Raw genomic sequence first — 24,341 nt, 5'->3', positions numbered from 1 at the left:
GCCGGACCACGCCGTCGCGGCGGAACCCGGATGGGTCCCGCCGCGACGGCGATGGTGCCCGACTGAACGGCGTGAGGGCCGTCCGTCGGTGCGGGTTCGCAGGTCAGCCGCCGGCGAAGGCCACCTCGGTGCCACACTTGGCGTTCTGGTTGAGGCAGGACTTCACCAGGCCGCCGAGGTGTGCCGGATCCCAGGCGTTCATGAAGTCACCATGCATGGAGGACGCCTTGCCGGAGGCGAGGCTGAGCCCGCTACCGCCCAGCGACTGGTAGTTGACCATGAAGGAGAGGTCCGGCACGGCCACCGGGTACTTGCCGGTGCAGACGCCGTTGACCGGGTCGCCCATGTGCGACTTGTGGTCGGGCGAGTCGATGTTCTTGCCGTCCCAGCAGTCCTTGAACACGAGCTGGAAGATCAGGTTGCCGCCCGGGGCGCAGACCGGCCAGTTGCCGTCTGCGCTGCGTCCGGTTTCGGCGCTGCCGGCGCACCAGAATTGGTTGCCGCCGCCGTTCTTCGGAGTGTCGACCTGCCGCTTGGCGTCACCCTCGACCATCCGCAGGCCCGGCGGAAAGGGCTTCACGGTGGACGGATCCTTGACCCGCGAGCCGTAGTAGACGCGGAAGCTCTTGATCGGAACAGCCTTGCCGTCCTTGCGCAACTCCGGCGTCCAGTACGCGCTCAGGTCGCCCGGGGCGTTGCAGGTGGTCTTCGCGGAGAGCAGCTTGTCCGTCGTGGTGAAGGCGTCGATCTTCGGGCCGAAGAAGGTGTGCATGTGCGAGGCGCCCGGCAGGCCGGGTACGACGATCGGGTCGTCCGGAGCGGAGTTGGCGACCTCGCAGTCGGTGTGGAACTCGGGAACGCGGGTGGTTCCCGGCGTCACCGCCTTCGGCCTGATCGCGTTGAAGGCGGCCAGTTCCTTGGCCCACCGGGCCTGGTCCACGGGCACCCAGCCCGCGGCCGGCGTGCCCGGCGTCCCCGGCGTGTTGGGCGTGCCCGGCGTCGTGGGCGTGCCCGGGGTGGCCGGTGCGGGCGTCGGCGTCGACGGGGCGGGACTCTGCGTCGGCGAAGCGCTCGGCGTCGTGCCGGCCGCAGGGCCGAACGTGAACCAGTTCAGGTTGACGAAGTCCGACCGGGACGTGCTCCGCATGACAGCGAAGACCGTCTGCGCGCCGGCCGGAACCGTGGACGCCTTCGCGGTGACGGTCGTCCACTTCTGCCAACCGCCGGTGCCGGCGATCGGGAAGCTGGCCAGCAGCGTGCCGGACTGCGCGCCGAGGCGCAGCTCGACGGTGCCGCCGTCGGTGTTGTGCGCGGCGACCCGGGCCGTCAGGTCAGTGCCGGTGATCGACACGCCGTCGTACCGCAGCCAATCGCCGTTGGCCAGCCAGCCGACGTTCCTGCCGCCGCCGGTGTCGCCGGTGCCCTCGGTCTGCGCCCCGAACTGCGCCGCGAACTCCTCCGCCTGGACTCGGCCGGGCACGGCGGCCTCTTCGGCCTGGGCGCCGGCGATGTAGATGCCACTGCCGGCGAGGGCGACGGCGACGGCGGAGGCGAGCGTGATGCGTGTGAGGCGACGACGCTTGAGCGCCGGGTCCGGCGGTGCGACGTGCGCAGCGGTAGTCCGCATTACCAGTATTTCCTTCGGGTCGAGGATAGGGCTGATGCCGAAAAGAGTATGAGCGGTCAGCGTATCGGCATCAACGTGCGGAAGAAGATTCAAGAGGGCAGCGCCGCGTATCCGCTGGCGGCCGACGTAGGGGCTACGGATAACAATTTTTGGGAATCTTTTTCTCTTAAATTTTCTTAAAGCTGTCGCCGTCGACCTGGCCGGGTGGTCAAGGCGGCTTCGCCGGGCAGGCCAGTGACCCCGGCCACCTCGACGATGCCGCAGCTCAGGATCGATCCAGTGGTCCTCCAGAGTCAGTCAATTCAGTCTGTCTATTGTGGACTGGTTCGGAGCCGCAATGCAGGACGGCCGCTTCCCGGTTGGCAATGGAGTGTTCCCAGTTGGCAATGGAGTGGAAGATGGAGTCGTCGGGCCTGATGCTCGAAGGTGTTGGTCTCCGCTTCGGCGGCCTCACCGCGCTGAGTGACGTGTCGCTGCGGGTGCCTCCCGGGCAGGTGGTCGGCGTCATCGGTCCGAACGGCGCGGGAAAGAGCACGCTGTTCAACGTCATCTGTGGGCTGCTGCGGCCCGACACCGGGCGGCTGCTCATGGACGGGCGCGCCCTTCGACGGCTGCGCCCACACCAGCTCACCCGGCTCGGTGTCGCCCGCACCCTGCAGGACGTTGGCCTCTTCGACGGGCTCAGCGTGCTGGAGAACGTTATGGCCGGCGCGACGAACCGGGCTCGTGCGGGCTTCGCCTCCGCCCTGTTCGGGCTGCCCAGGAGTGGGCGCGACGAGCGGCGACTACGCGATCACGCGCGGGAGGTCCTGGACGAACTCGGCCTCAGCGGGTTCGCCGACGCATCGCCGCCGTCGCTGCCCTACGCCATTCGTCAGCGGGTGGCACTGGCCCGGGCGCTGGCGGCACGTCCACGACTGCTGCTACTCGACGAGCCGGCCGGCGGACTCGGCCCCGAAGACATCGACAAGCTCAGCACGCTGATCCAAGACCTGCCGCGACGGGCCGACCATCCCTGCTCCGTCCTCCTCGTGGAACACCACATGGATCTGGTGATGGGAGTGTGCGACGAGGTCGTCGTCCTCAACTTCGGTCGAGTGCTCATCACCGGCACACCCGATCAGGTGGGCGACGATCCGAGAGTCGCCGAGGCTTACCTGGGCGCCACCGTCGAAGCAGCCGCATGAGCGGCGCACCCCTGTTGACCGTGCGCGACCTCGTGGCCGGCTACGGTAATGCCGCGCCCGTTCTGCGCTCCGTCAGCTTCGATGTCGAACCGGGCAGCATCACCGCCGTCGTCGGCGCCAACGGCGCCGGCAAGACCACCCTGATGCGCGCGCTGTCGGGCCTGATCCGCCCCGCCGCCGGTGAGCTGCGCTTCGACGACGTGGACCTGCGGGAGGTGCCGGTCGAGCGGCGCGTCCGGCACGGCCTCGCGCACGTCCCACAGGGCCACGGCGTGGTCGCCGAGCTGACCGTCGACGAAAACCTCCGCCTCGGCGGCCTGTGGCGCCGGGACCGCGCCGACGCCCGCCGGGCTGTTGCCGAGGTCTACGAGATGTTCGAGCCACTGGCCCTGCGGCGGCGACACGCGGGGCATCAGCTCTCCGGCGGCGAGCGTCAAATGCTGGCCCTGGGACGAGCGCTCGTCGGTCGGCCCCGGCTCCTACTCCTCGACGAACCGTCACTCGGCCTGGCGCCAAAGGCCGTCGCACAGACCATGGCCCTCCTGCGTCGGCTTCGCGACGAGTCCGCCGTGGCTGTACTCCTGGCTGAACAGAGCCTGCGCGGTGCGCTGTCGGTCGCCGACCGGGGCATCGTCATGTCGCAGGGGCAACTGGTCTTCACGGCCCCCGCGAAAGACCTGCGTGACAACCCGCACCTTCGTCAGCTCTACCTCGGGTTCTGACCCGCCGACGCTTCGCGCACCCGGCCCGGAAAGGGATGTTGTTGGAACGGTTCGTGTTTCTGACATTGGACGGCCTCGCGAGAGGGACGGCCTACGCGGCCTTCGCGCTGGCGCTCGTCCTGATCTGGCGGGCCGCCCGAGTCGTCAACTTCGCCCAGGGCGCGATGGCGGTGGCCTGCGTCTACGTCGCGCACAGCGTGACCGCGGCGACCGGTTCGTACTGGGCCGGATTCGGCGCGGCCGTGGCATCGGGGCTCGTTCTGGGCGCGGCGGTGGACTTCTGCGTGATGCGCCTGGCCGCCGGGACGGCGTCGCACCTGAACTCCGTGATCATCGCGCTCGGGTTGGTGCTCATCATCCAAGCGGTGCTCGGCATCGCCTACGGCAACGAGTACCTGCCGACACCCGCCCCGTTCGACCGTACGGCGATCACCGTCGGTGAGTTCGTGCTGCTCTCGCCGTTCGATCTGTTCGTCATCGGTACGGTGGCCGCCGCCGTCGCGGCGCTTGCCTGGCTGTTCGGCCGTACGCCGGTCGGGTTGCGGATGCGGGCCGGAGCGTTCGCCCCCGAGGTGTCGCGGCTGCTCGGTGTCAACGTCGGCGGGATGCTCACCCTCGGCTGGGCGCTGGCCGCGGGCCTGGGCGCCATCGCCGGCATGCTTGTCGTTCCAACCGAGCTGGCGCTCCATCCGCACGCCATGGACCTGGTCTTCGTCGCCTCGTTCACCGCAGCGGTCATCGGTGGGCTGGACAGCCCACCCGGCGTGGTCGTCGGCGGGCTGGCCGTCGGTCTGACGCTGTCGTACGTCTCGGGATATCTCGGTGGTGACCTCAGCCCACTGGCCACCCTGCTCCTGCTACTGGCGGTGCTGCTCGTCAGGCCGGAAGGGCTGATCACCAGGGCCAAGGTGAGGCGGGTATGAACATGCTCCTTCGAACGAGCCCACTGGGTCGCGTCCTGCTCACGGCGCTGGCCGCTCTGCTGGTGCTCATCGCCAGTCAGGTTCTGGATCCGTTCCGCAATTTCCAGTTCGCCACCATCGCCGCCTATCTCTGCGCCACCGCCGGCCTCACCGTCCTCACCGGGCTCAACGGTCAACTCTCCCTCGGGCACGGAGCGCTGATGGCCAGCGGCGCGTACACCGTGGCGCTGATCCAGGACGCGTTCGGCGGACGTCAGCTGGCCGCCGGTTGGATCCTGGTGGCGACGCTGCTCGGCGCGCTGGCGGTCGGCGTCGCCGCCGGTGCCGTGATCGGGCTCGCCGCCGCCCGGTTGCAGGGGCCACACCTCGCCGGACTCACGCTTGGCGTGGCGGTGATCGTCCCGTCGTTGGCGACCACCTTCGACGCCCTCTTCGGTGGTGAGCAGGGGTTGCCGGTGCAGGCCGCCCAGCCGCCACTCGCCCTCGGTGCGACAATCCCGTACGAGCGTTGGCAGGTCTGGCTGGCCTGGACGATCACCCTCCCCACCATTCTGCTGCTCACCAATCTCGTCCACAGCCGCCTGGGCCGCGACATGCGGGCCGTACGAGACCACGAGGTCGCGGCCAGCCTGAGTGGGATCGACGTGGCCCGTACCCGCGTTGTCACGTTCACCGTCAGCGCCGGATGCGCCGCCCTCGGTGGTGCTCTGTTGGCGGTCCTGACGCAGGTCGCCTCGCCCGGCTCGTACCCGCTCACGCTCTCCGTGTTCCTGCTCATGGCGGTCGTGATCGGTGGCCTGGACAGCCTGACGGGTGCGATCTGGGGAGCGCTGCTCCTGGTTGCCCTGCCCGACCTCGCCCAGTCGGTCACGGGACTGTTCTCGTTCCCACCCGGCGAGGCGCAGCGCTGGGAGGGCAACCTGCCGACGGCGGCGTTCGGACTGATGCTCATCACGGTCATGGCCGTCGCGCCCACCGGGGTGAGCGGGCTGCAACGACGCGTCGTGCGGGCCGCGGCCGAGCGGTGGCGGGCGCGACGGCCCAACCCCAGGGTGGAGACCCCCTAACACCATCGTTACCAATGCGAGCACCGGCCGGCGACGGGCGGAGAAAGAGGTTGATCATGTTGACTGTCAGGCGGGTGTCGGCTGCGGCCGCAGCGGCGTTGATACTGGTGGGGACGGCTGCCTGTGGCGCGGACGGATCAGGTGGGTCCGCCGCGGTGCCCGGGGTGACCGACACCGAGGTGGTGGTCGGCACGCACACCCCGTTGACCGGTCCGGCCGCGGCTGGCTATTCCACGATCGCCCCCGCCACGCGCGCGTACTTCGACTACGTCAACGCGCAGGGTGGTGTGCACGGTCGCAAAATCACCTACAAGATCAAGGATGACGGCTACAACCCCGCGAACACGCAGCAGGTGGTGCGGCAACTGGTCCTGCAGGACCGGGTGTTCGCCATCCTCAACGGACTGGGCACCCCGACCCACACCTCGGTGTTGGACTTCCTCAACAGCAACCGCGTACCGGACCTGTTCCCCGCCTCCGGCACCCGCAACTGGGATCAGCCCACCAAGTATCCGAACACCTTCGCCTTCCAACCCGACTACGTCGTGGAGGGCAAGGTGCTCGGCGCCCACATCAAGTCCCAGTACCAGGGGCAGAAGGTGTGTTTCCTCGGCCAGGAGGACGATTTCGGCCGCGACGGTCTCGCCGGGCTGGAGAAGGTCCTCGGCGCGGTGGCCGTCAAACGGACGTACGTCACGAGCAACACCAACGTCGAGCCGCAGATCAGCAGCTTCAAGCAGGAAGGCTGCCAGGTGGTGGTGCTCGCCACCATCCCGGGCTTCACCGCTCGCTCGCTCAGCGTCGCCAAGCAGCTCAGCTTCACTCCGAGCTTCCTGGTGTTCAACACCGGCGGCGACTACCAGACGCTGGCCAAGCAGCTCGGTGCTGACGCGAAGCTCACCGAAGGCCTCGTCGGGCTCAACTACCTGCCGCTCTACACCGAGACCGCCGACCCCTGGATCCAGCTCTTCACGAAGGTCAACAGGGAGTACAACGGTGGTGCGCCGTTGGATGGCAATGCGATCTTCGGCATGTCGATCGGTTATCTGTTCGTCCAGGAGTTGCTCGCCGCCGGCCGGGACCTCACCCGCGAATCGCTGATCAAGGCGGTCGAGCGGGGCGGTTACCAGGGGCCGGGCCTCGCGCCGTTGCGGCACTCGCCGACCGACCACTCGGGATACGGCGGTGAGCGGTTCACCAGGGTCACCAACGGAGTGCAGGCCTATTTCGGCCCCACCTACCAGACGGATGAGGCGGACGCTCCCGTGACCGAGTACGACACTCCTCGCGCGGCACCCCCGGCCAACGGCATCCCGCAGGCTGGCTGACCGAGGAGGCGACCTCCATGAAGAAATTGTTTTTTATCAATATGCGCTGTGCCCTGACCGGCGATCATAGGAGCGTGGCCAGTGGGTAAGGTCATCGTCGGCGCGCACCCGTCCTACGGCCACATCGTTCCGATGCGAGCCATCGCCGCCGACCTCGTCCGACGGGGTCACGACGTGACCTTCGTGACCGGCTCCGCGTACCGCGACGGCGTCGAACGCGACGGCGTCCACTTCGCCCCGCTTTCTGGCGCGGCGGACGTCGATTCCCGAACCCTGCATCAACGGCACCCCGAACTCCTCGCCCTGCCACGGGACGAGGCGTTCGACCTCGCCATGTCCCACGTCTTCGTCGAGACCCTCGCGGCACAGCACCACACCATGCAGAACGAGATAGCCAAGGCCGGAAGCCTGCCTGTCGTGGTATTGCAGGAGACCATGTTTATGGGTATGTGGCCGGCACTGCTCGGGGCGCCGGTGGCCAGGCGGGTTCCCGTACTGGGGATCGGCGTCCTGCCGATCACCATGACCAGCGTCGACACGGCGCCGTTCCGTTCAGGTCTGCCTCCGGACACCTCCCCGCGAGGCCGGCGGCGCAACCAGGAACTGAACCGCGTCTTTCGAGACAGCGGGCTACCACACACCCAACGCGGCGTGGACGAGGTGCTACGCGGCCTCGGCGCGGCACATCCACCGCCGTTCATCCTCGACGGCGTAGTGACCCTTCCTGGTCGGTACCTGCAGCTTTCCATCGAGGGAATTGAGTACCCCCGTAGCGATGCGCCCGCAAGTCTGCACTTTGTGGGCGCACTGCCCATCGGGGCTCGCCGTGACCATGGGCCACCGCCGGTGTGGTGGGAGGACGTCGTCCACAGTGCACGTCCAGTGATCGCGGTGTCGCAAGGGACGCAGGCGAACCGCGACTTCGGTGAGCTGATCGAGCCGACCATGAAAGCCCTGGCCGACCTCGATGTGTTGGTGGTCGTGGCGACCGGGCGAGACGCGGCCCTCTCCGACGTTCCGGACAACGCGCGGACAACCCCGTTCATCGACTTCGACCTCCTGCTGCCGCACGTCGACCTCCTCGTGCACAACGGCGGCTATGGCGGGGTGCAGCAGGCACTCGTGCACGGCGTCCCGCTTGTGCTCGCCGGGCAGAGCGAGGACAAGACCGAGGTCACCGCCCGCGTCGCCTGGGCCGGCGCAGCCATCAATCTGGCGACGTCACGTCCCGACGAGGCAGCCATCAGGTCGGCGGTCGAAACGGTGCTCGACGACCCGCGGTACCGCAAACGCGCCGGTGAACTCAGCGATGAGTACGCACGCCACGACGCACTTGCCGAAATCGCCGCTGCGGTCGAGCAGTCTCTCGCTGCGTCGACGAGCTGACCGACCGGCGACAACGGATCGCCGAGACGCCCGACCACTGGCTCGATGATGTGCGTCGGGCGGCTCCGGCTGTCGTCGCCGCGTCGCCTGAGCCTCCGACCCTGCACGGGTCGAAGGCTCAGGCGACCAGCGGCAGAGATCTTGGATGGTCAGGTTGAGTCGTCGAGGGTCAGGCCGGTGTGGGACGGTGGTCGGCCTCACCCATTGATGGCCGTTGACGCGTAGTCTGCTGTCCGTGACGGGCCGTGAGGTCGTCGACAGCGCAGGAGGTGCGCACAGTGGGCAGATGGTTCAACCGCAGCCGTAAACGCGACGACGAGCCGCCGCGCGAATCGACGTCGCCGGGGCCGGTCATCGAGATCACCGTCTCCGGGGGCGGTCGTCGCCCGGTCAGCACGACGATCGGCGGTCCGACCGCCTTCGGGTTGCAGTACCACGCCTTCCACGACCAGTACGGCGCGACCGACGCGCGGACGCTGGAGGCGGGGACCCGCTACGCGCAGGAGCTGATGCGCACCAACGACATCGACGAGGCCGTGGCCGTCTATCAGGTGGTCGTCGGGTTGCGCAGCTCGGCGCTCGGGTCCGAACATCCGGACACCCTGCGCAGCAAGCACAGCCTGGCCTTCGCGCTGTGGCAGCGCGGCTCCCACGCCGAGGCGCAACGGGTGCAACGAGACGTCTACGAGGCGCGGCGTCGGGTGCTGGGCGACGCGGACGCCGAGACGCTGCGTAGCGGCAACAACCTCGGCTGGCTGCTGATCGAGCTGGGTCGGCTCGACGAGGCCGAGCCCCTGCTGCGGCGGGTCGCCGACGGCATGGCGCGGACGCTGGGCAGGAACGACACCGACACTCTGGCCTGCCAGATGAAACTGGCCGGCATCCAGCATCTGCAGGGCCACAGCCAGCAGGCCGAGCGTGCCCTGCGGGACGTGGTCCGGCGGTTGACCAGGACGTTGGGCCCCACCAACCCGGTGTCGCTGCAGGCCCGCAGCAACCTGCTGGTCGTCCTGCTCGACTCCGGTCGGGCCGCCGAGGCCCTCGACGCGGCCCGGTCGCTGGCCGACGACGCCGGGCGCGCCCTGAGCACCACCGACGGGGTGTCCCTGCACGCCCGGCACTCCCTGGCCAGAGCCCTCGCTGGGGTGGGCCGGCGGGACGAGGCGATCCGGTTGCTGGCCGACACGCTGCCGGACAGTGAACGGGGCCGAGGAGTCGACCATCCCGCGACCCTGGAGATGCGGACGCTCTTCGCCCTGCTGCTGGTCGAGGCGGGCGACCGGCGGGCGGGCCGGGAGGCGCGGGCCGCGCTGGCCGGCTGCGAACGCGCGCACGGCCCGACTCATCCCGACACGGAGAAGGCCCGGGCGCTGGTCCGGCGCACCCGCTGACACCGACGGGTGTCGCTCAGCCGCCGGTGTGGATGTGCGCCGCCCACAGCGTCGGCGCCAGCGGGTAGCGGTCCCGGAGCCCCCGCACGGCCGAGTGCAGCGCGTACGCCGCCGACCCGGTAGGGTCGGCGTGCGCGTAGAAGGCGGTGGTCAGGGCGAGGGAGACCGCGTCGTCGACCTCCCACAGGGTGCCGATGACATGCCGGAACCCGGCGAGCTGGAAGGCGCCGGTGATGTGCAGCGACTCGTCGACCAGCGTCAACGGGGCCTGGGCGGTCGCGCAGGCCGACAGGAAGGCGAACTCCGCGTCCAGGTCCAGCTGGGACACGTCGGTCACGGTGAGTGGGCTGTCCTGATGATCGTGTACGAGGAGCCGGCCCTGCGCCGGGTCGTGCGGTTCGGCCACCGCGTGGCAGGCGAAGTGCGCGTAGGCCGAGTCGGCCAACCGGTCCAGGACCTGTTGCCGGGTGGCCGTCGCGTCCAGCCCGAGCCACGGCTGGGGCAGCGCCCGCGCCGCCGACTCGGCCTCACGTTCGGCGCTGGGCAACGCCCCCGGGCCGCCGGGGGTGGCGCGCATCGCCACCACGCAGGACCGGGCGTCCGGCCGGGACGGCCGCGCTGCGGTGCGTTTGCGGGCGAGCGCGGTCACGGTCGGGGTGTAGGAGGAGACCACCCGGTCGAGGGCCGACCGGGCGGCGTCGGCCTGCGCGGCGTGCAGGGGGAAGAACGCCAGCGGGCCGACCGGGCACCACCAGACGCGCGGCAGCTCCCCGGCCACCCCCGGCGCGTCGAGCCGGTCCAGCACCGGCCCGACGAGGGCATTCCACAACCAATCGAGTACGCCGCCGAGCTCCGACTGGGCGCGCAGCCGGCTGCGCGCGTCCGCCGCCGGATCGTAGGCCGTGGTGGTGGCCTCCTGGAGTAACCGCAGCTGCGTCATCGCGTCGGCCAGCGACAGATCCGGCAGCGGCAGCACCGTCACCCGGTGCTGGCGCAGGATGAGCGCGTCGCAGCGCAACTCGCTCGCGATCGGCACGATGACGGTCCCGTCGACCTGGTCGAGCAGCTGCCGGGCGCTGGGCGGACGCAGGAAGTCGCCCAGGCCGGGCAGCTTCCGGATCGTCGCCAGCAGCACGTTCCACTCGGTCTCCCGGTCCCGGCCGAAGGTGGTGGGGCGGGGCGATTCGGGGACGGGCGCCTCGAAGTCCCGGCGCATCCGTTGGAAGTCGGCCGCCAGGCGCCCGTCGGCACGCTGGAGCGCCGCCCACTCGCCGTCCGCCGTCAACCGTTGGTGCAGCAGCAGGCCCCGGCCCCGCTCCAGCAGCTCCAGGGCCCGCTCCGGCTGCCCGGCGCCGATCGCGCAGGAGGCGGCGGTCGCCGCCATCCCGGCCGTCGAGCCGAGGTCGGCGTACTGGTCGTGCCGGGTACGCCCGCGGGAGGCCAGCCGCGGCAGCAACGTGATGGCCTCGTCGAAGGCATCCGTCGCCTCCTTCCACCGGTTCAGCGCGGTCAGCGAGTAGGCCGCCTTGTCGAACGCCTGGATCCGGACCGGCACGGCGCCGGACTCGGTGCGGCCGGCGGCGAGCGCCCGTTCGGCGGCCTCGGTCAGCAGGGCCGGCTCACCGGTACGCAGGTAGGTCGCCCGCAACGCCTGGGCGATGGACAACCCGGTCTCGACACGCTGCGGATCGCGCGCGGGCAGGGCGTCCAGCGCCCTGCGCAGCAGGTCGAGCGCCTCCTCCACGTAGGCGGGCTCACCGGTGGCGTCGTAGAGCAACCGAAGGCTGTAGCCCAACTGGTCCAGGTACAACGCGTGGTTGGCCTCGCCGCGTACGGACAGCGCGAGCGCCCGGCGCAGCAGGCCGACAGCCGTCTCCAGAGCGGAGATGTCGCCGGTCAGCTGGTGCGTCTTCATGCCGACGGTGGAGAGGCTGGCGAGCGCCGTCCGATGGTCCGGATGCCGCTCGGGCACGGTGTTCAGCACGGCGGCGAACTCCTGCCACGCCTGGCCGAGCATCTCGACGCGGCCGGTGCGGTCGACCAGGGTGAGCAACGTCTGCCCGGTCAGGAACCGCGGGGCGTTGCTCTGCGGGGTGTGTTCCCGCAGCACGGCGACGGCCCGTTCGGCATCGGCGGTGTGGGTGGTCCCGGCCGCCCTGGCCAGCAGGCAACGTGCTCGCAGCACGACGATCTGGTCCTGGTTGGGCCCGGTCGCGTCCACCGAGGACACCAGTTCCAACGCCTCGTCGACGTAGTCCTCCACCCCGGTGAGCTGGTACGCACGCAACAGCGCCTCCGCGTGGATGCCGCGCAACGCGGGCCGATTCTCCTCGCTGATCCACCGCTCGGCCAGCTTGGCGATGGCCGTGAGCCGGTAGAGCGTGTCGACCGAGCCGTCGAAGTCGTGCCGGACCCGATAGACCTGGCAGGTCTTGAGCCTCAGCAACGCGCTGGTGGCGAGGTCGGCCGAGGCGTCCTCGGCGAACTGCAGATATCGCTCGGCGATGTCCAGCAGCTGCGGTTCGTTCTCCACCCGGGCTCTGGCCAGCAGCACATCGGTGTACGTGGCCAGCGCGAGGACGCCGTGCGGCGTACCCAACTCCTCAGCCAGAAAGGAGTCGGCCATGGTGCGGATCGCGGCCTCCAGCACGACGGTGGCCTCGATCAGGTCCTCCCGCGCGTGGTCCGCCCCGTACCTGTGGAGCAGCGCGGCCCCCAGCTCCACCTGGGCCTCGGCCCATCGCCGGTCGCCGCGCGGCTGCCCGGCCGCGGCACGACGCCAGTGCTCGACCGTCTCCCTCGCACAGCGACTCACCGGCGCACCTCCCCGTCCGCGACGCTCCCCAGCCTGCCAGTCGCGCGCCGACATCGACAGGAGATAATCGGCCGGTGAGTCAATCGGTGCCGGACAGGCGACTCGACGATGACCGGGCGGCCCGGCTGGCCCGGATCTGCGCGGACATCGCGCAGGTGGGTGACCTGCTCGGGCCGGAGCCGGCCCAGGCCCTGACGCGACTGCGGGACACCTCGCTGTCCGACCAGAGCGTGGACGTGGTGCTCGCCGAGGTGACCGAGTTGATGCGCGCCAGAGGGCTGGTCGGTGGTGACACACCCGCCCGGGGGCACCGCTACCTGCCGCTGGCTGGCGTTCGCGGCCGCCGCCCGGAAGTGGTCCAGGTGTGCCCCGGCGACCTGTGCGACCGGGTGGAGATCCCGCGGCCGGACGCCGGCCCGCCGCCGCGCTGCGCCGTGTGGGACTGCCCGCTGCCGGCGTTTCGGATGGACCGGTGAATGCCCTCATCGCCTCGCTCGGTGGGAAACTGGCCGAGCGGTGGCTCGCCGGACTGGCGCTGCCCGGGGTGGTGTTCGTGGCGGTGGCCGCCGCGGCGGTGCGGCTCGGGCACGCCCACTGGTGGGACCTGCGGCTGCTGCGGCAGGAGGTGGAGCGGCTCGCCCTCGGGGCGCCGGCACGGGGCACCGGTTCCGCGCTGCTGATCGTGCTCGGTGTCGTGGTGGCCAGCGTCGTCGCCGCGATGGCCGCCCAGAGCCTGGAACGCCTGGTCGTGGCCTTCTGGACCCAGGACTGGGGTCGGGTCGGCGATGCCGTGACCCGCCGGCGGCGGCGCCGGTGGAACGCCGCCATGGACCGGTACGAGACCGCCCTGCGGGACAAGGCACGGCGGTTGCGATCCGGCGACGCCGCCGGACCGCTGCCGGACACCCAGGCGCTCGCCCGCGCCTGCGACCGGATCGCGTTGACCGAACCGGACCGGCCGACGTGGATCGGTGACCGCATGCTCGCCACGGCGGTACGGGTGCGTGCCCGCTACGGCCTGGACCTCGCCGCCGCCTGGCCCCGACTGTGGTTGCTGCTGCCCGAGGAGACCCGGGACCCGCTCGCCCTCGCGCAGGCCGACTTCGCCGCCGCCGCCCGACGGGTGGGCTGGGGGCTGCTGTATCTGGCGCTCGGTCTGCTGTGGTGGCCCGCGGTGGTCCTCGGCCTCGGGCTGTGCGTGGTGGGTTGGCGACGGGGTCGCAGCACGGTGTCCGTGCTGGCCGACCTGGTGGAGGCGGTGGTCGATCTGCACGTGCGTACCCTCGGCGCCGCGCTGGGACATCCCACCGACGGCACCTTCGGCACGGCCGACGGAGAGGCCCTGACCGTCCTGCTGCGCAAGGACCGGTGATCCCGGGCTTCGGTGCCGGGTGCGGGGTTTCCGGGAACGTGCTGCGTTGGGACTGGGTCGTACTCGCCATCCAGGTCGGCGTCGCGGTCATCGTCGTGGCGCTGGCGAACATGCTCACCTTCGCCGCCGCCGCAGGCCCTTGCACATGGACAACCGGCGATCTTCAGTGCCGAAAAGTCGACGCTCCAGCGCCATAGGTGGACGTTCCAGCGCCATAACTGTAAGCGCCGCCGGCGGGAGGGCCATAGCCGGCGCGGACACTGTAAGCGCCGGCGGCGGGAGGGACATAACCGGCGGGAGCGCCGTACGCGCCGGCGGCGTGAGGAGCAGAACCGACGGGAGGGCCATAGGCGCCGGCGGCGGGACCATACGGGTAGAAAGGCCCTGCGGGAGGGGCGGCGTGAGCAGCGTAAGGGTTTGCGTGAGAAGGGGTGGCAGCGGCAGCAGGTGTGGTGACGTGGGAGAAGCTCCCACCCCTCATCGGGACGTACCCATGCTGGGGGGCGGCGGCTGCTGGCCGGGGGGCGGTAGGGGCGGGCATGTGCTCGTCATGTGTCTGAGGGCTCACGAAGCTCGCCAGGGTGGCAGGGTGCATCTTGAGGTTCTTGTGCACCTTGCTGAACGCCTGCGGGTTGACCAGGCCGCGGCTTACCGCATCCGCTGCCAGGTTCCTGCCGTCGGCGGTGTGCCACTGATACGTCGCCGTGTCCAACGGGCTGTTCTTGTATTCGCCAGCAGTCACCACTCGAGACCCTTTTAGCCAGGTATCCACCACGAACTGGTGGTCGCGGTTGTCCTTTATGCCAACAATCGTGAACCGATGCCCAGGTACCGAAACGAAAGCGATCTGGACCTGAGGATGAATCTCGTCTTTCTGCCTAGCATTGTAAGCGAGCGTGTTTGCGATAGAGAACGCGACGGCCGCCTGGTCTTCGCAGTTGCCCGCTCCTGTTCCGTGCGCGGCCGCCGCCCGCGCCCCGACGTAATCCGTCAGATTCGTGACGCGACTGCCAATCAAACTCGTCTGGGCCAGGTACGTCAGGTAGGCGCTGCGGCCTCGCGACGCCGCCAGGTCAGCCTTCTGATTCCCCGCGCCCACGGGCACGCAATCCTTTGTCGCAGCAAAAATTATTTTGCAGAGCTTGTGCAGATTTTCGGTGTACTGTCGATCGATCTGCTGTTGATTCGGGAACATCAGGTGCCTCCCGTCTGTGGGACACGCTGCCGTCATGCATCAAACGCATAGATGGGCCGAGCGGTTCACGGCACTCGGGCCCGGCTGCGTGCCCTGATCGGCCCTCGGCCTGGGTGGGCGGACCCAGGGCTCGGGCTGATCCTCGACGGCCTCGGCAGTGCAGAGTCTCCAGTAGCTGTCAACCGTCGATGCGGCGACGACCGCCGGACCCCCGACGCCTGCTTCCACAGGCACGCCTGGGGCCACGAGCGACAGGCAGCTCTGCGAGTCGGTGAAAGGTCGGCGACGCGATGGCGGCGGACATGGTGCAGGCCGCGGTGTCCGGGGAGTCGTCGACAGAGGAGATCCTGACCGTGTTCGGGCGAGACCTGACCACGCTGGCCGCCACCGGCGGCGACAGCACAGTGGGTCCGCCCTGCGACGGTTCGCCACCGAGGCGTCCAAGGCGTCACGACTGACCGGCCGGCGGCCTGCTCGAAGGCGTCCACCTCCGGACCGAACGGCCGTCCGCCCGGCACGGTCGCAATCAGGACAGAATCTCGACGTACCCGTCGCCGCCGTGCACGCGGATCCGCTGCCCGTCGCGAATCAGCCGGGTGGCGTCGACGACGCTGACCACGGCCGGCAGGCCGTACTCCCGTGCGATCACCGCGCCGTGCGTCATCAATCCTCCGACCTCCGTCACCAGGCCGGCGACGGCGACGAAGAGGGGCGTCCAGCTCGGATCCGTGTGGGCCGTGACGAGGATGTCACCCGGTTCGAGATCGGCCTGGGCCATGTCCAGGATGACGCGGGCGCGCCCCTCCACGGTCCCGGCCGACACCGGCAGGCCGATCAGGGCGCCGGCCGGCACGTCGTCGCGGCGGTACGCCCCGTTGAGGGCCTCCCCATCGGAGGTCAGCACCCGAGGTGGCGTGAGCGCCTGGTACGACCGGAACGCGTCCTTGCGCCGCCGGATCAGGTCGGCATCCACCTGGTGTGTGCGCACGACCTCGTGGAACTCGCCGAACGTGAGGTAGAAGACGTCGTCGGCGTCGGCGAGCACGTCGGCCCGTACGAGGCGTTCGGCCTCCGCGAGGAGGGCCTGCTTGTAGACGAAGTACCGGCTGATGATGCCGTACTTCGGGTACTCCCGGTAGCCGATGAAGGTCCGGACCTGCTCGATCATGCGCGTCGTCTCGGCGGCCTTCCGCTCCCCGTCCGGCAGCGCCCGCAGGCGCGTCAGCACCTCCCGTGCCTTGTCCTGCGCGTCCTGCCGTCCCTGCGCGAAGCGCCGCTCGGCGGCGCCCGGCTCGAAGAGCTTGATGTTGTCGAGGAGGACGGGCACGAGCGTGCTGGGGCGTTCACTCCAGCGGGGCCTCGTGATGTCGATCTCGCCGACGCAGCGCATGCCGTACCGGTCGAGGTAGCTCTCGATGGCGTCGCGCGCCGCGGTCCCGCCGGGGAGCTTCGGCAGCTCGTCCAGGAAACCGTCGTCCACCACGCCCTGCAGGTACGCCACCACCTCCGGATGCGGGCGGATCACGTCCGCGACGTCGAGCAGCGCGAGGCCCATCTCCGACGTGATGTTGCCGGGGGCGGACAGCGTGAGGGTGTCGGCCGCGTTCCGCTCGCCCAGCCACTCCCACAGCCGGTCGTTGAGCCACCAGGTGGACTCCATCCCCGCCATGATCGCCCTGATGCTCAACGGGTCACGGAGGATCCGCTTGTGCTCCTGGAAAGCCTCCAGCAGGAAGTCGAACAGCGCCGGTCCGGTCACCGTCGCGATGTCGCGCCGCAGGGCCTCGAGGGACTCCTGGCTGCGCTCGATCAGCTCGGCGACGATGGCCGGATCGGCCTCGATCGGGGCGGACGCGCCGCCGACCGTCGGACCGGCGGGACCACCACCGTCCGGGAGCGTCGGAACGAAGTCGCGACGGTCCAGGACGGTCTCCAGCGCGTCCCTGATCAGCGGATCCGAGCGTCCGACCAGGTCCAGGAAGCCGGCGCGGCTCGCGGGTGATGCCAGGAGCCGGGTGGAGTCGACGAACAGCCTCCCGCCCGCCTCGAGCATCGGCGCCATGGCCGTCAGCTGCCACATGGAGAGCCCCAGCGGCTTCATCGCGTCGGTCATCATCTGCTGGTGACCGACGGAGAGGTAGACGTGGTTCTCCCCGTCGTCGGCCGCCGGGATGGGGAACAGCGTGGTGATCGGTCGGCTCTGCACGATCTGGAAGTCGTCGTCGACCAGGCACCACTCGATGTCCTGCGGGCGGCCGACATGCGCCTCGATCCGCCGTCCCACCCGCACGAGCCGCACGACCTGCTCATCCGTCAGCGCCGGCTGCTGCTCCGGGGCGGCGACCGCCCTGGCGATGACCTCGCCGTCGCGCACCGCGAAGACGTCCGGGTTCACCAGACCGGAGACCAGGGCCTCGCCGAGCCCGAAGACGGCGTCCACGGTGGCCACCTTCCGGTTGCCCGTCACCGGGTCGGCCGTGAACAGGACGCCGGCCGAGTCCGGAAAAACCATCTTCTGTACGACGACAGCCATGTGGACCGTGCGGTGGTCGAAGCCGTTGCGCAGGCGGTACGTCACCGCCCGCTCGGTGAACAGCGACGCCCAGCACCGGCTGACGTGCTCCAGGACCGCCGCCGGTCCCACGACGTTGAGGTACGTGTCCTGCTGGCCCGCGAAGGAGGCCGTCGGCATGTCCTCCGCCGTCGCGCTGGACCGCACGGCGTAGGCGTTCTGCTCGCCGAACCGGACGAGCGCGCGGGTGATCGCCGCCGCCAGATCGACCGGGATGGCGGTCTCCTCGATGGCCATGCGGACCTGCGCGCTGAGCGTGCGGATCGCCTCCCGGTCATCCGGGTTCAGGCGCGACAACCGATCGAGCCGCTCGTCGATCGACGGCGCCTGCGCCATGATCCGCCGGAAGGCGGCCGTCGTCACGACGAACCCCGCCGGCACGCGGATGCCCTCGATCCGCGACAGCCCGCCCAGCTGCGCGGCCTTGCCGCCGACGACCGCGATGTGCGTCTCGTCAACCTCCCGGAGATCCACCAGCGGTTCGAGGTCGCCGCGGCCCCCGTGCATCGACAACACACCCACGTCGTGCCCCCCATGTGCCTGATCGGTGCTGGTACGGCCGCCGATTCTGCGGCACACCCCGGGTCTTGCGGCAAGCCCCCCGGTGCGATATACGTTAGAAGTGGCAGGGAGTGACATCTCCCTGCCTTTGCTGTGTGTCGACCGTGGCGGGCCGGGATCCATCGACCGCTCCCGGTCATCGTGGCCCCTGCACGCGCGGTGGCAGGAGCGGCACCGGGAACAGGAGCGCACGTACCGGGCAGCCGCCGGCAAGCTGCCCTCGTGACCGGTGTCGACCGGCACCGCGAAGGGCCGGTGGCCAGGTAACTAGAGTCGGCGGTATGCGCATCCGGATCGACGCCAGCGACCTGCCCGGGCGACGCGCCGGCGCCGAGGCCGACGCGCTGCGGCTCGGCAACGTGCACGTCGGCGTCCAACGCAGGGCCGAGGTCGTCGATCGGGTGCCCGCCGACGCGGCGACGGCGACCTGGCACATCGAGGTGTCCAGCCGGGAGATCGACGGGGCACTGGACGTCGGCGGCCCGTGGGTGCACGGCCGCGCCGGCGCACGGTTTCTCTACCTGAGCTGGGGCGCCGTGACCGACGGCGACTTCGCGAATTTCAGAAGGGCGAAGCTGATGTTCACCGACGTCCCGACCGAACTGCTGCGCGCCGCTCACGAGGGCGCAGGGACTCTGGTCGGCCGGGTCGGGTTGACCGACGCCAGCGGCGGACCGCTGTGCGCCCGGGTGCACCCTCCCGCCATCGCCTGGACGGTGGAGTGACCCGACCGCCCCAACCCGACCGACCCGGTCCGTAGAGACTCGTCAGGCGACCAGCGACACGCGCCCGTTGTCCAGGTCGTAGCGGGCGCCCACCACCCGCAGAGCGCCCTGGTGCACCTTTTCGGCGATGATGGAGCTGCGCGCCGAGAGGGCCCGCACCTGGGCCGCGATGTTGGCCCGGACCGCGTTCTCCACCGGGTCACCGGGCTGGTCCAGCACCGATTCGACCACCGGGCGCAGGCTGTCCACGATGGTGCCGATGTGCCCGGGTGCCTCGCCGCCGGTGCGGATGGCGTCGATGGTGGCGGTGATCGCGCCGCAGCGCTCATGCCCGAGGACGACGATCAGCAGGCTGCCGAACTCCTCCACGGCGAACTCGACGCTGCCCAGCAGCAGGTCGTCGACGATGTTGCCGGCGACCCGGTTGTCGAACAGGTCACCCAGCCCCTGGTCGAACAGCACCTCCGGCGCCACCCGGGAGTCCGCGCAGCCGACGGTGATGGCGAACGGGTGCTGGCCGGCGGCGAGCCGGTGCAGGTCCGCCAGGCCCTGGTGCGGGTGCCGGCCGTGCCCGGAGGTGAACCGCCGGTTGCCGGCGAGCAGGTTGCGCAGCGCCTCGGCCGGCGTACCGATCGAGTCGTCGGACGGTGTGGGCGCGGCAGCGGACGGGCTCGCCCCCGCCGCGCCGAGCGCGACGACGGCGCCACCGGCGACCAGCAGTGAACGGCGAGACAGGGGGGAAGGCGCCACGATTATCTCCCAGAGGGTGGGGATGAGAACCTTCTTCCTATCAGCTCACCCTCCACAATGGGGCCCGCCCCGGTTTGGAGGGCGTGGCGGCACACGAGCCTCCTAGTAGGTGGCGTGTTGCGCCACGTCCCGCTCGCAGGCGATGGCAAGATCAAGACCGGCGCCGGCCGCACCCGGGTCATCGTCGGATCCGGCGAAGCCGTAGCTCAACCCGTCGGCCGACGGCTCAACGTCGACATTTTTGGCCTTCAGGCATTTTACGACGGCGTACACGAATTCCCGCGCCTTCGGGTTGGTGGGGTCCTTCTCCCACGGCTGGCGAGGGTACAGGGGATCGCACGCCTTGTTGGCGGCCTGCGTGACGGTGTCGCCGGGGGCCGGGACCTTCTTCTGCCGGATGGCCATCACATCGACGCCGTGGCTCTTCATGCAGGTGGTGTACGGCTTCATCTTGGCGGCCCTGTCCGACTCGGTGTCGTCGAGTCGAAACCTCGGGGCCTCCCCGGTCGGCGACGCACTCGGAGCCGGCGCGGCGGCGGACGATGTCTCCAGCGTGGCGACGTCGGGGGCACCGGGCGTCGCGCCGCCGGAGGAGCATCCGGTGGTCAGCACCACGACGGCCGCGGCGACTCCCAGTGACAGCCTGCGGTACCTCACCATGATTGCCTCGTTCCTGGGTTGCGTAGTTGACGCGGTACACCCTGGCGCAGGCATGTCAGGAACCGGTCAGGTCGCCGTTCGTATCCGGTTGTCCCGCGAGACCCGTGACGGGCTCGACGGTGGGGTGCGGGGACAGCGCGACTCGCGTCGGACGGCCCCCACGCTGAGGCGTGGGGGCCGTCCGACGATGGTGCTGCGGGGGCGGTGGTCAGCCGCCGGCGAACGTCGTGTCGATGCCGCACTTGGCGTTCTGGTTGAGGCAGGACTTCACCAGGTCACCGAGGCGATCCGGTTCCCAGGCGTTCATGAAGTCACCGTGCATGGACGACGGCTTGCCGGAGGAGAGGCTGAGGCCGTCACCGCCCAGCGACTCGTAGTTGACCATGAAGGAGAGGTCCGGCACCGCCACCGGGTACTTGCCGGTGCAGACGCCGTTGACCGGGTCGCCCATGTGCGACTTGTGATCGGGCGAGTCGATGTTCTTGCCGTCCCAGCAGTCCTTGAACACGAGCTGGAAGATCAGGTTGCCGCCCGGGGCGCACCGCGGCCAGTTGCCGTCGGCGCTGCGGCCGATCTCGGCGCTGCCCGCGCACCAGAACTGGTTGCCGCCGGCGTTCTTCGGAGTGTCCACCTGCCGTTTGGCGTCGCCCTCGACCACCACCAGGCCCGGCGGGAACGGCTTGACGGTCGACGGGTCCTTGACCCGCGAGCCGTAGTAGATGCGCATGCTCTTGATCGGGACGGGCTTGCCGTCCTTGCGCAGCTCCGGGGTCCAGTAGGCGCTCTTGTCTCCCGGGGCGTTGCAGGTGTTCGCCGCCGAGAACAGCTTGTCCGTCGTGGTGAAGGCGTCGATCTTCGGGCCGAAGAAGGTGTGCATGTGCGAGGCGCCCGACAGGCCGGGCAGGACGATCGGGTCGTCGGGGGCCGAGTTCGCGACGCCGCAGTCGGTGTGGAACTCGGGAACCCGGGTGGTGCCCGGCGGCACGGCCTTCGGCCTGATGGCGTTGAAGGCGGCCAGTTCCTTACTCCACTTGGCCTGGTCGACCGGCACCCAGCCGCCGGCCGGCGCGGACGTCGGCGGGGACGTCGAGGGGGTGGAAGTCGGCGTGGGTGAGGCGCTCGGGACGGCCGACGTGCTCGGCGTGGCCGACGCGCTCGGCGACGTGCCCGTCGCGGGGCCGAACGTGAACCAGTTCAGGTTCACGAAGTCCGATGTCGAGGTGCTCGTCATGACGGCGAAGACGGTCTGCGGTCCGGCCGGTGCACCGGACGCCTTCGCGGTGACGGTCGTCCACTTCTGCCAGCCGCCGGTCTGCGTGATCGGGAAGCTGGCCAGCAGCTGGCCGGTCTGCGAGCCGAGGTGCAGCTCGACCGTGCCGCCGGTGGCGTTGTGCGAGGCGACCCGGGCCGTCAGGTCGGTGCCGGTGATCGCGACGCCGTCGTAGCGCAGCCAGTCGCCGCTGGCCAGCCAGCCGACGTTGCGGCCACCGTCGGCGTCGCCGGTGCCCTCGGTCTGCGCCCCGGACTGCGCCGCGAAGGCCTCCGCCTGGACCCGGCCGGGAACGGCGACCTCCTCGGCCTGGGCGCCGGCAATGTAGACGCCGCTGCCGCCCAGCGCGGCAACGACCGCGGAGGCGAGCGTGATGCGGGTGAGGCGACGACGCTTGCGCGCCCGGTCCGGCGGTGCGACATGCGCGGGGGGAGTCCGCATTACCAGTGGTTTCCTTCGAGTCGACGATAAAGCTCTTGTCGACAGGAAGTATGAGCAGTTCCGGAGCGTGCATCAATCTGCGGAAGAAGAATTAAGGAGGGTGGTCCGAATGTCTCCTGGTCGCCGCGTTGCCGGCTCCGGATAACACTTTTTTGCCCGTCCAGCCTTAAGTTTGTCTTACGTGTGCGGAGGAGCTTCCTTGCCTGGTCAGCGGCTCGCCGACGAAACCCGTCTCGATTATTACACCTTCCAAGAATGAATTCTGCTCCGATTTCCCGGAGTTCGCGGCGAGCTGCTCCTATGACTGATCGGTACGGTAGCGGGCGAACGCGTCCGCCTTGCCCCAGCGGCCGGGGATGTCCAGGAGCGCCACCCGCCCGAAGGTGGACGGGAGCGCCGGGGCCACGACCAGGTGGTCCTCGTGAGGATTGATGCCGAGCATGGTGCGGATGAGCAGCATGCACGCCCCGCTGGACCACGCCTGCGGGCTGCCGGCGGTCGGGTACCGGACCGGGTAGCGGGTGGTCTCACGGTCGAAGCCGCCGAACGCCTCAGGCAGCCGACCCTGGAAGTAGGTGGCGGCGGAGAGGATGCCCTCCGCGATGCGGGCCGCCTCACCGTAGAACCCGTAACGGCGCAGACCCCACGCGATGAAGGAGTTGTCGAACGGCCAGACCGTGCCGTTGTGGTAGCCGAGAGGGTTGTACCGCCGTTGCCCCTCGGCGAACGTGCGCACCCCCCAGCCGGAGAACAGCGCCGGACCCATCAGGTGCTCCACGACCCGCGCGGCCCGATCCGGTGGCACGATCCCGCTCCACAGCAGATGCCCGATGTTGGAGGACAGGCTGTCCACCGGAGTGCCGTCGTGATCGAGCGCGAGCGCGTAGTAGCCGCGGTCCTCCAGCCAGAAATCCCGGTTGAAACGGTCGTACAGCGCCGCCGCCTCACGCTCCAGCCGGTCGGCGAAGTCGGGGTCACCCCAGACCGTACGCGCCAGCCGCGCCCCGCGGAGCTTCGCGTCGTAGGCGTACCCCTGGGTCTCGCACGTGGCCCTCGGGAAACCGGGCAGTCGTCCGTCGGCGTAGGAGATGCTGTCCCACGAGTCCTTCCAGCACTGATTGTCCAGGCCGGTGGCGCGGTTGCGTCGCTCGTACCAGATGTAGCCGGTGGAGGTCAGGTCCGCGTACTGGTCGATCCACGCCAGAGCCGCGCGAGCTTCCTGCTCCAGCTCCGTCACCAGGGCCGTGTCGCCGCTCCACCGCTCGTACTCGTCGAGCAGCACCACGAACAGTGGCGAGGCGTCCACCGTGCCGTAGTAGGGGGAGTGTGGCTGCTCCTCGAACGCGGCCGACTCCCCGTAGCGCAACTCGTGCAGGATGCGGCCGGGGTCCTCCTCCAGCACGTCGTCGGTCCGGGCGCCCTGCAGCGAGCCGAGGATCCGCAGCGTCGGCGGGGTCAACGACGGTGTGACGGGCAGGGTCTGCAGGCAGGTCAGCAGACTGTCCCGGCCGAACAGGGTCATGAACCAGGGCAGCCCGGCCGCCGGCACGGTCGCCCCGCCGAGCGAGAGCGGGGCGAAGCGCAGCGCCGCCAGGTCCACCAGGCTGCGGTTGTACACCTGCTGGAGGGCGACGCTCTCGGTGTCCAGTGTCGGTGCCGCCGCGACCCACGCCTGCACGCTCGCCGGCAGGGTGGAGTCGTCCGGCCGTTGCACCCGGAGTGCGGAGCGCAGGTCGACGCCGTCCGGCCGCAGCGCCCGCAGGACGGCCTGCAGCCGCGTCGACCACTGCTCGCCGGGGCGTACCCGGACGGCGAACCGAAGGCCGTGCGGGTCGACCTCGACCGGCTCACTCGCCGACACGACAACCTCACGCCGGTAGGTGTCGCGCCGGTAACCCAGGCACAACTCGTGCGGACGAACCTCGGTGTAGTGACTGCCGGCCTTGTCGCCGATGTCGAACTTGATCTCGAAGATGTCGGCGAAGTCGCCCGCCACCTCCAGCCGTACGTCGAGTTCGACGTCCTGCTCGCCGTAATTGAAGATCGTCAACGACTCGGTGAGGTCCGCCCCGATCCGCCTGCGCCGGATGGCCGAGACGTCGGCCTCCACGTAGTCGACCGCGCCACCGGGCACCACGAAGAACGTGACCTCGTAGTACTGGCTGTCGTCCACCGACAGCGCGGTCAGGCGCTCACCGTTGACGGTGAGCACCCAGCGGGACAGAAAGCGTGTGTCGGCGGCGAACAGTCCGACCGGGGTGGCGGGCGACGACTCCACGTCGCCACTGGCGTCGGACACCATGAACGTGTTCCCGTCGATACACGCCACCGTGCCCGGGATGTCCCTCA

18 protein-coding genes are annotated in these 24,341 nt (G+C 70.0%); 10 read left to right on the top strand and 8 right to left on the bottom strand.

All coding sequences use genetic code 11. The features are described 5' to 3' along the window. Positions 1-103 precede the first annotated feature (103 nt). On the bottom strand, positions 104-1,627 hold the full coding sequence (locus O7620_RS10040) for a DUF1996 domain-containing protein (RefSeq protein WP_278122806.1): 1,524 nt from the start codon (positions 1,625-1,627) through the stop codon (positions 104-106). A gap of 398 nt (positions 1,628-2,025) precedes the next feature. Here O7620_RS10040 and O7620_RS10035 point away from each other — a divergent pair, with 398 nt between their 5' ends. The 7 genes from O7620_RS10035 (at position 2,026) to O7620_RS10005 (ending at position 9,631) form a co-directional block, all read left to right on the top strand. After that, positions 2,026-2,814: an ABC transporter ATP-binding protein gene (locus O7620_RS10035; RefSeq protein ID WP_278122805.1), complete on the top strand. Its 789-nt coding sequence runs from the start codon at positions 2,026-2,028 to the stop codon at positions 2,812-2,814. Next, a complete protein-coding gene (locus O7620_RS10030) occupies positions 2,811-3,536 on the top strand; it encodes an ABC transporter ATP-binding protein (RefSeq protein WP_278122804.1) in 726 nt (241 codons plus the stop codon). The genes O7620_RS10035 and O7620_RS10030 overlap by 4 nt, the downstream gene beginning before the upstream one ends. Positions 3,537-3,577: 41 nt before the next feature. Beyond that, entirely contained in the window at positions 3,578-4,459 is an 882-nt protein-coding gene (locus O7620_RS10025) for a branched-chain amino acid ABC transporter permease (protein WP_151491790.1), read from the top strand. Then, on the top strand, positions 4,456-5,526 hold the full coding sequence (locus O7620_RS10020) for a branched-chain amino acid ABC transporter permease (RefSeq protein WP_278122803.1): 1,071 nt from the start codon (positions 4,456-4,458) through the stop codon (positions 5,524-5,526). Before O7620_RS10025 ends, O7620_RS10020 begins: the two co-directional genes overlap by 4 nt. A 164-nt stretch (positions 5,527-5,690) precedes the next feature. Next, the gene (locus O7620_RS10015) at positions 5,691-6,854 is read left to right on the top strand and encodes an ABC transporter substrate-binding protein (RefSeq protein WP_347403759.1); all 1,164 of its coding nucleotides are present in this window, start codon (positions 5,691-5,693) and stop codon (positions 6,852-6,854) included. 81 nt (positions 6,855-6,935) lie between these two features. Next, complete coding sequence (locus tag O7620_RS10010) at positions 6,936-8,240, top strand: nucleotide disphospho-sugar-binding domain-containing protein (RefSeq protein ID WP_278122801.1); 1,305 nt, start codon at positions 6,936-6,938, stop codon at positions 8,238-8,240. 278 nt (positions 8,241-8,518) lie between these two features. Then, positions 8,519-9,631, top strand: coding sequence for a tetratricopeptide repeat protein (locus tag O7620_RS10005; protein WP_278122800.1), 1,113 nt, complete (start codon positions 8,519-8,521; stop codon positions 9,629-9,631). 16 nt (positions 9,632-9,647) lie between these two features. Here the strand turns inward: O7620_RS10005 and O7620_RS10000 are convergent, their stop codons facing one another. Beyond that, on the bottom strand, positions 9,648-12,446 hold the full coding sequence (locus tag O7620_RS10000) for a CHAT domain-containing protein (RefSeq protein WP_278122799.1): 2,799 nt from the start codon (positions 12,444-12,446) through the stop codon (positions 9,648-9,650). Positions 12,447-12,520: 74 nt separating this feature from the next. Here O7620_RS10000 and O7620_RS09995 point away from each other — a divergent pair, with 74 nt between their 5' ends. Both O7620_RS09995 and O7620_RS09990 read left to right on the top strand, forming a co-directional pair. After that, positions 12,521-12,922: a hypothetical protein gene (locus O7620_RS09995; protein ID WP_278122798.1), complete on the top strand. Its 402-nt coding sequence runs from the start codon at positions 12,521-12,523 to the stop codon at positions 12,920-12,922. Beyond that, positions 12,919-13,818, top strand: a complete 900-nt coding sequence (locus tag O7620_RS09990) for a hypothetical protein (protein ID WP_278122797.1) — start codon at positions 12,919-12,921, stop codon at positions 13,816-13,818. Before O7620_RS09995 ends, O7620_RS09990 begins: the two co-directional genes overlap by 4 nt. Positions 13,819-13,981: 163 nt before the next feature. On the opposite strand, the gene O7620_RS09985 is transcribed toward O7620_RS09990, so the two are convergent. Both O7620_RS09985 and rph read right to left on the bottom strand, forming a co-directional pair. Further along, complete coding sequence (locus O7620_RS09985; protein ID WP_278122796.1) at positions 13,982-15,013, bottom strand: hypothetical protein; 1,032 nt, start codon at positions 15,011-15,013, stop codon at positions 13,982-13,984. A 526-nt stretch (positions 15,014-15,539) separates the two neighbouring features. Then, positions 15,540-18,092 carry a rifamycin-inactivating phosphotransferase gene (rph, locus tag O7620_RS09980; RefSeq protein ID WP_278122795.1) on the bottom strand — a complete coding sequence of 851 codons (2,553 nt, stop codon included), beginning with the start codon at positions 18,090-18,092 and terminating at the stop codon, positions 15,540-15,542. A 335-nt stretch (positions 18,093-18,427) separates the two neighbouring features. Between rph and O7620_RS09975 the strand changes: the two genes are divergently transcribed. Beyond that, a complete protein-coding gene (locus tag O7620_RS09975; RefSeq protein ID WP_278122794.1) occupies positions 18,428-18,871 on the top strand; it encodes a DUF5990 family protein in 444 nt (147 codons plus the stop codon). 42 nt (positions 18,872-18,913) lie between these two features. Here the strand turns inward: O7620_RS09975 and O7620_RS09970 are convergent, their stop codons facing one another. From O7620_RS09970 to O7620_RS09955, 4 genes are all read right to left on the bottom strand, one after another. Further along, positions 18,914-19,621: a carbonic anhydrase gene (locus O7620_RS09970; RefSeq protein WP_278122793.1), complete on the bottom strand. Its 708-nt coding sequence runs from the start codon at positions 19,619-19,621 to the stop codon at positions 18,914-18,916. Between the two features lie 102 nt (positions 19,622-19,723). Then, positions 19,724-20,281 carry a hypothetical protein gene (locus tag O7620_RS09965; RefSeq protein WP_278122792.1) on the bottom strand — a complete coding sequence of 186 codons (558 nt, stop codon included), beginning with the start codon at positions 20,279-20,281 and terminating at the stop codon, positions 19,724-19,726. 208 nt (positions 20,282-20,489) lie between these two features. Next, a complete protein-coding gene (locus tag O7620_RS09960) occupies positions 20,490-21,992 on the bottom strand; it encodes a DUF1996 domain-containing protein (protein WP_278122791.1) in 1,503 nt (500 codons plus the stop codon). A gap of 298 nt (positions 21,993-22,290) precedes the next feature. After that, complete coding sequence (locus tag O7620_RS09955; RefSeq protein ID WP_278126934.1) at positions 22,291-24,333, bottom strand: glycogen debranching N-terminal domain-containing protein; 2,043 nt, start codon at positions 24,331-24,333, stop codon at positions 22,291-22,293. Positions 24,334-24,341 lie beyond the last annotated feature (8 nt).

This window comes from Micromonospora sp. WMMD710, assembly GCF_029626045.1.
Taxonomy (GTDB): Bacteria; Actinomycetota; Actinomycetes; order Mycobacteriales; family Micromonosporaceae; genus Micromonospora.
This window is presented reverse-complemented; position numbering and strand designations above follow the sequence as displayed.

What these genes read in the sequence shown, in the direction of transcription:
- O7620_RS10040 (WP_278122806.1), bottom strand. Translation starts at nt 1,627, where the DNA reads ATGCGGACTACCGCTGCGCACGTCGCACCGCCGGACCCGGCGCTCAAG.
- O7620_RS10035 (WP_278122805.1), top strand. Translation starts at nt 2,026, where the DNA reads ATGGAGTCGTCGGGCCTGATGCTCGAAGGTGTTGGTCTCCGCTTCGGC.
- O7620_RS10030 (WP_278122804.1), top strand. Translation starts at nt 2,811, where the DNA reads ATGAGCGGCGCACCCCTGTTGACCGTGCGCGACCTCGTGGCCGGCTAC.
- O7620_RS10020 (WP_278122803.1), top strand. Translation starts at nt 4,456, where the DNA reads ATGAACATGCTCCTTCGAACGAGCCCACTGGGTCGCGTCCTGCTCACG.
- O7620_RS09985 (WP_278122796.1), bottom strand. Translation starts at nt 15,013, where the DNA reads ATGTTCCCGAATCAACAGCAGATCGATCGACAGTACACCGAAAATCTG.
- rph (WP_278122795.1), bottom strand. Translation starts at nt 18,092, where the DNA reads ATGCACGGGGGCCGCGGCGACCTCGAACCGCTGGTGGATCTCCGGGAG.
- O7620_RS09975 (WP_278122794.1), top strand. Translation starts at nt 18,428, where the DNA reads ATGCGCATCCGGATCGACGCCAGCGACCTGCCCGGGCGACGCGCCGGC.
- O7620_RS09965 (WP_278122792.1), bottom strand. Translation starts at nt 20,281, where the DNA reads ATGGTGAGGTACCGCAGGCTGTCACTGGGAGTCGCCGCGGCCGTCGTG.
- O7620_RS09960 (WP_278122791.1), bottom strand. Translation starts at nt 21,992, where the DNA reads ATGCGGACTCCCCCCGCGCATGTCGCACCGCCGGACCGGGCGCGCAAG.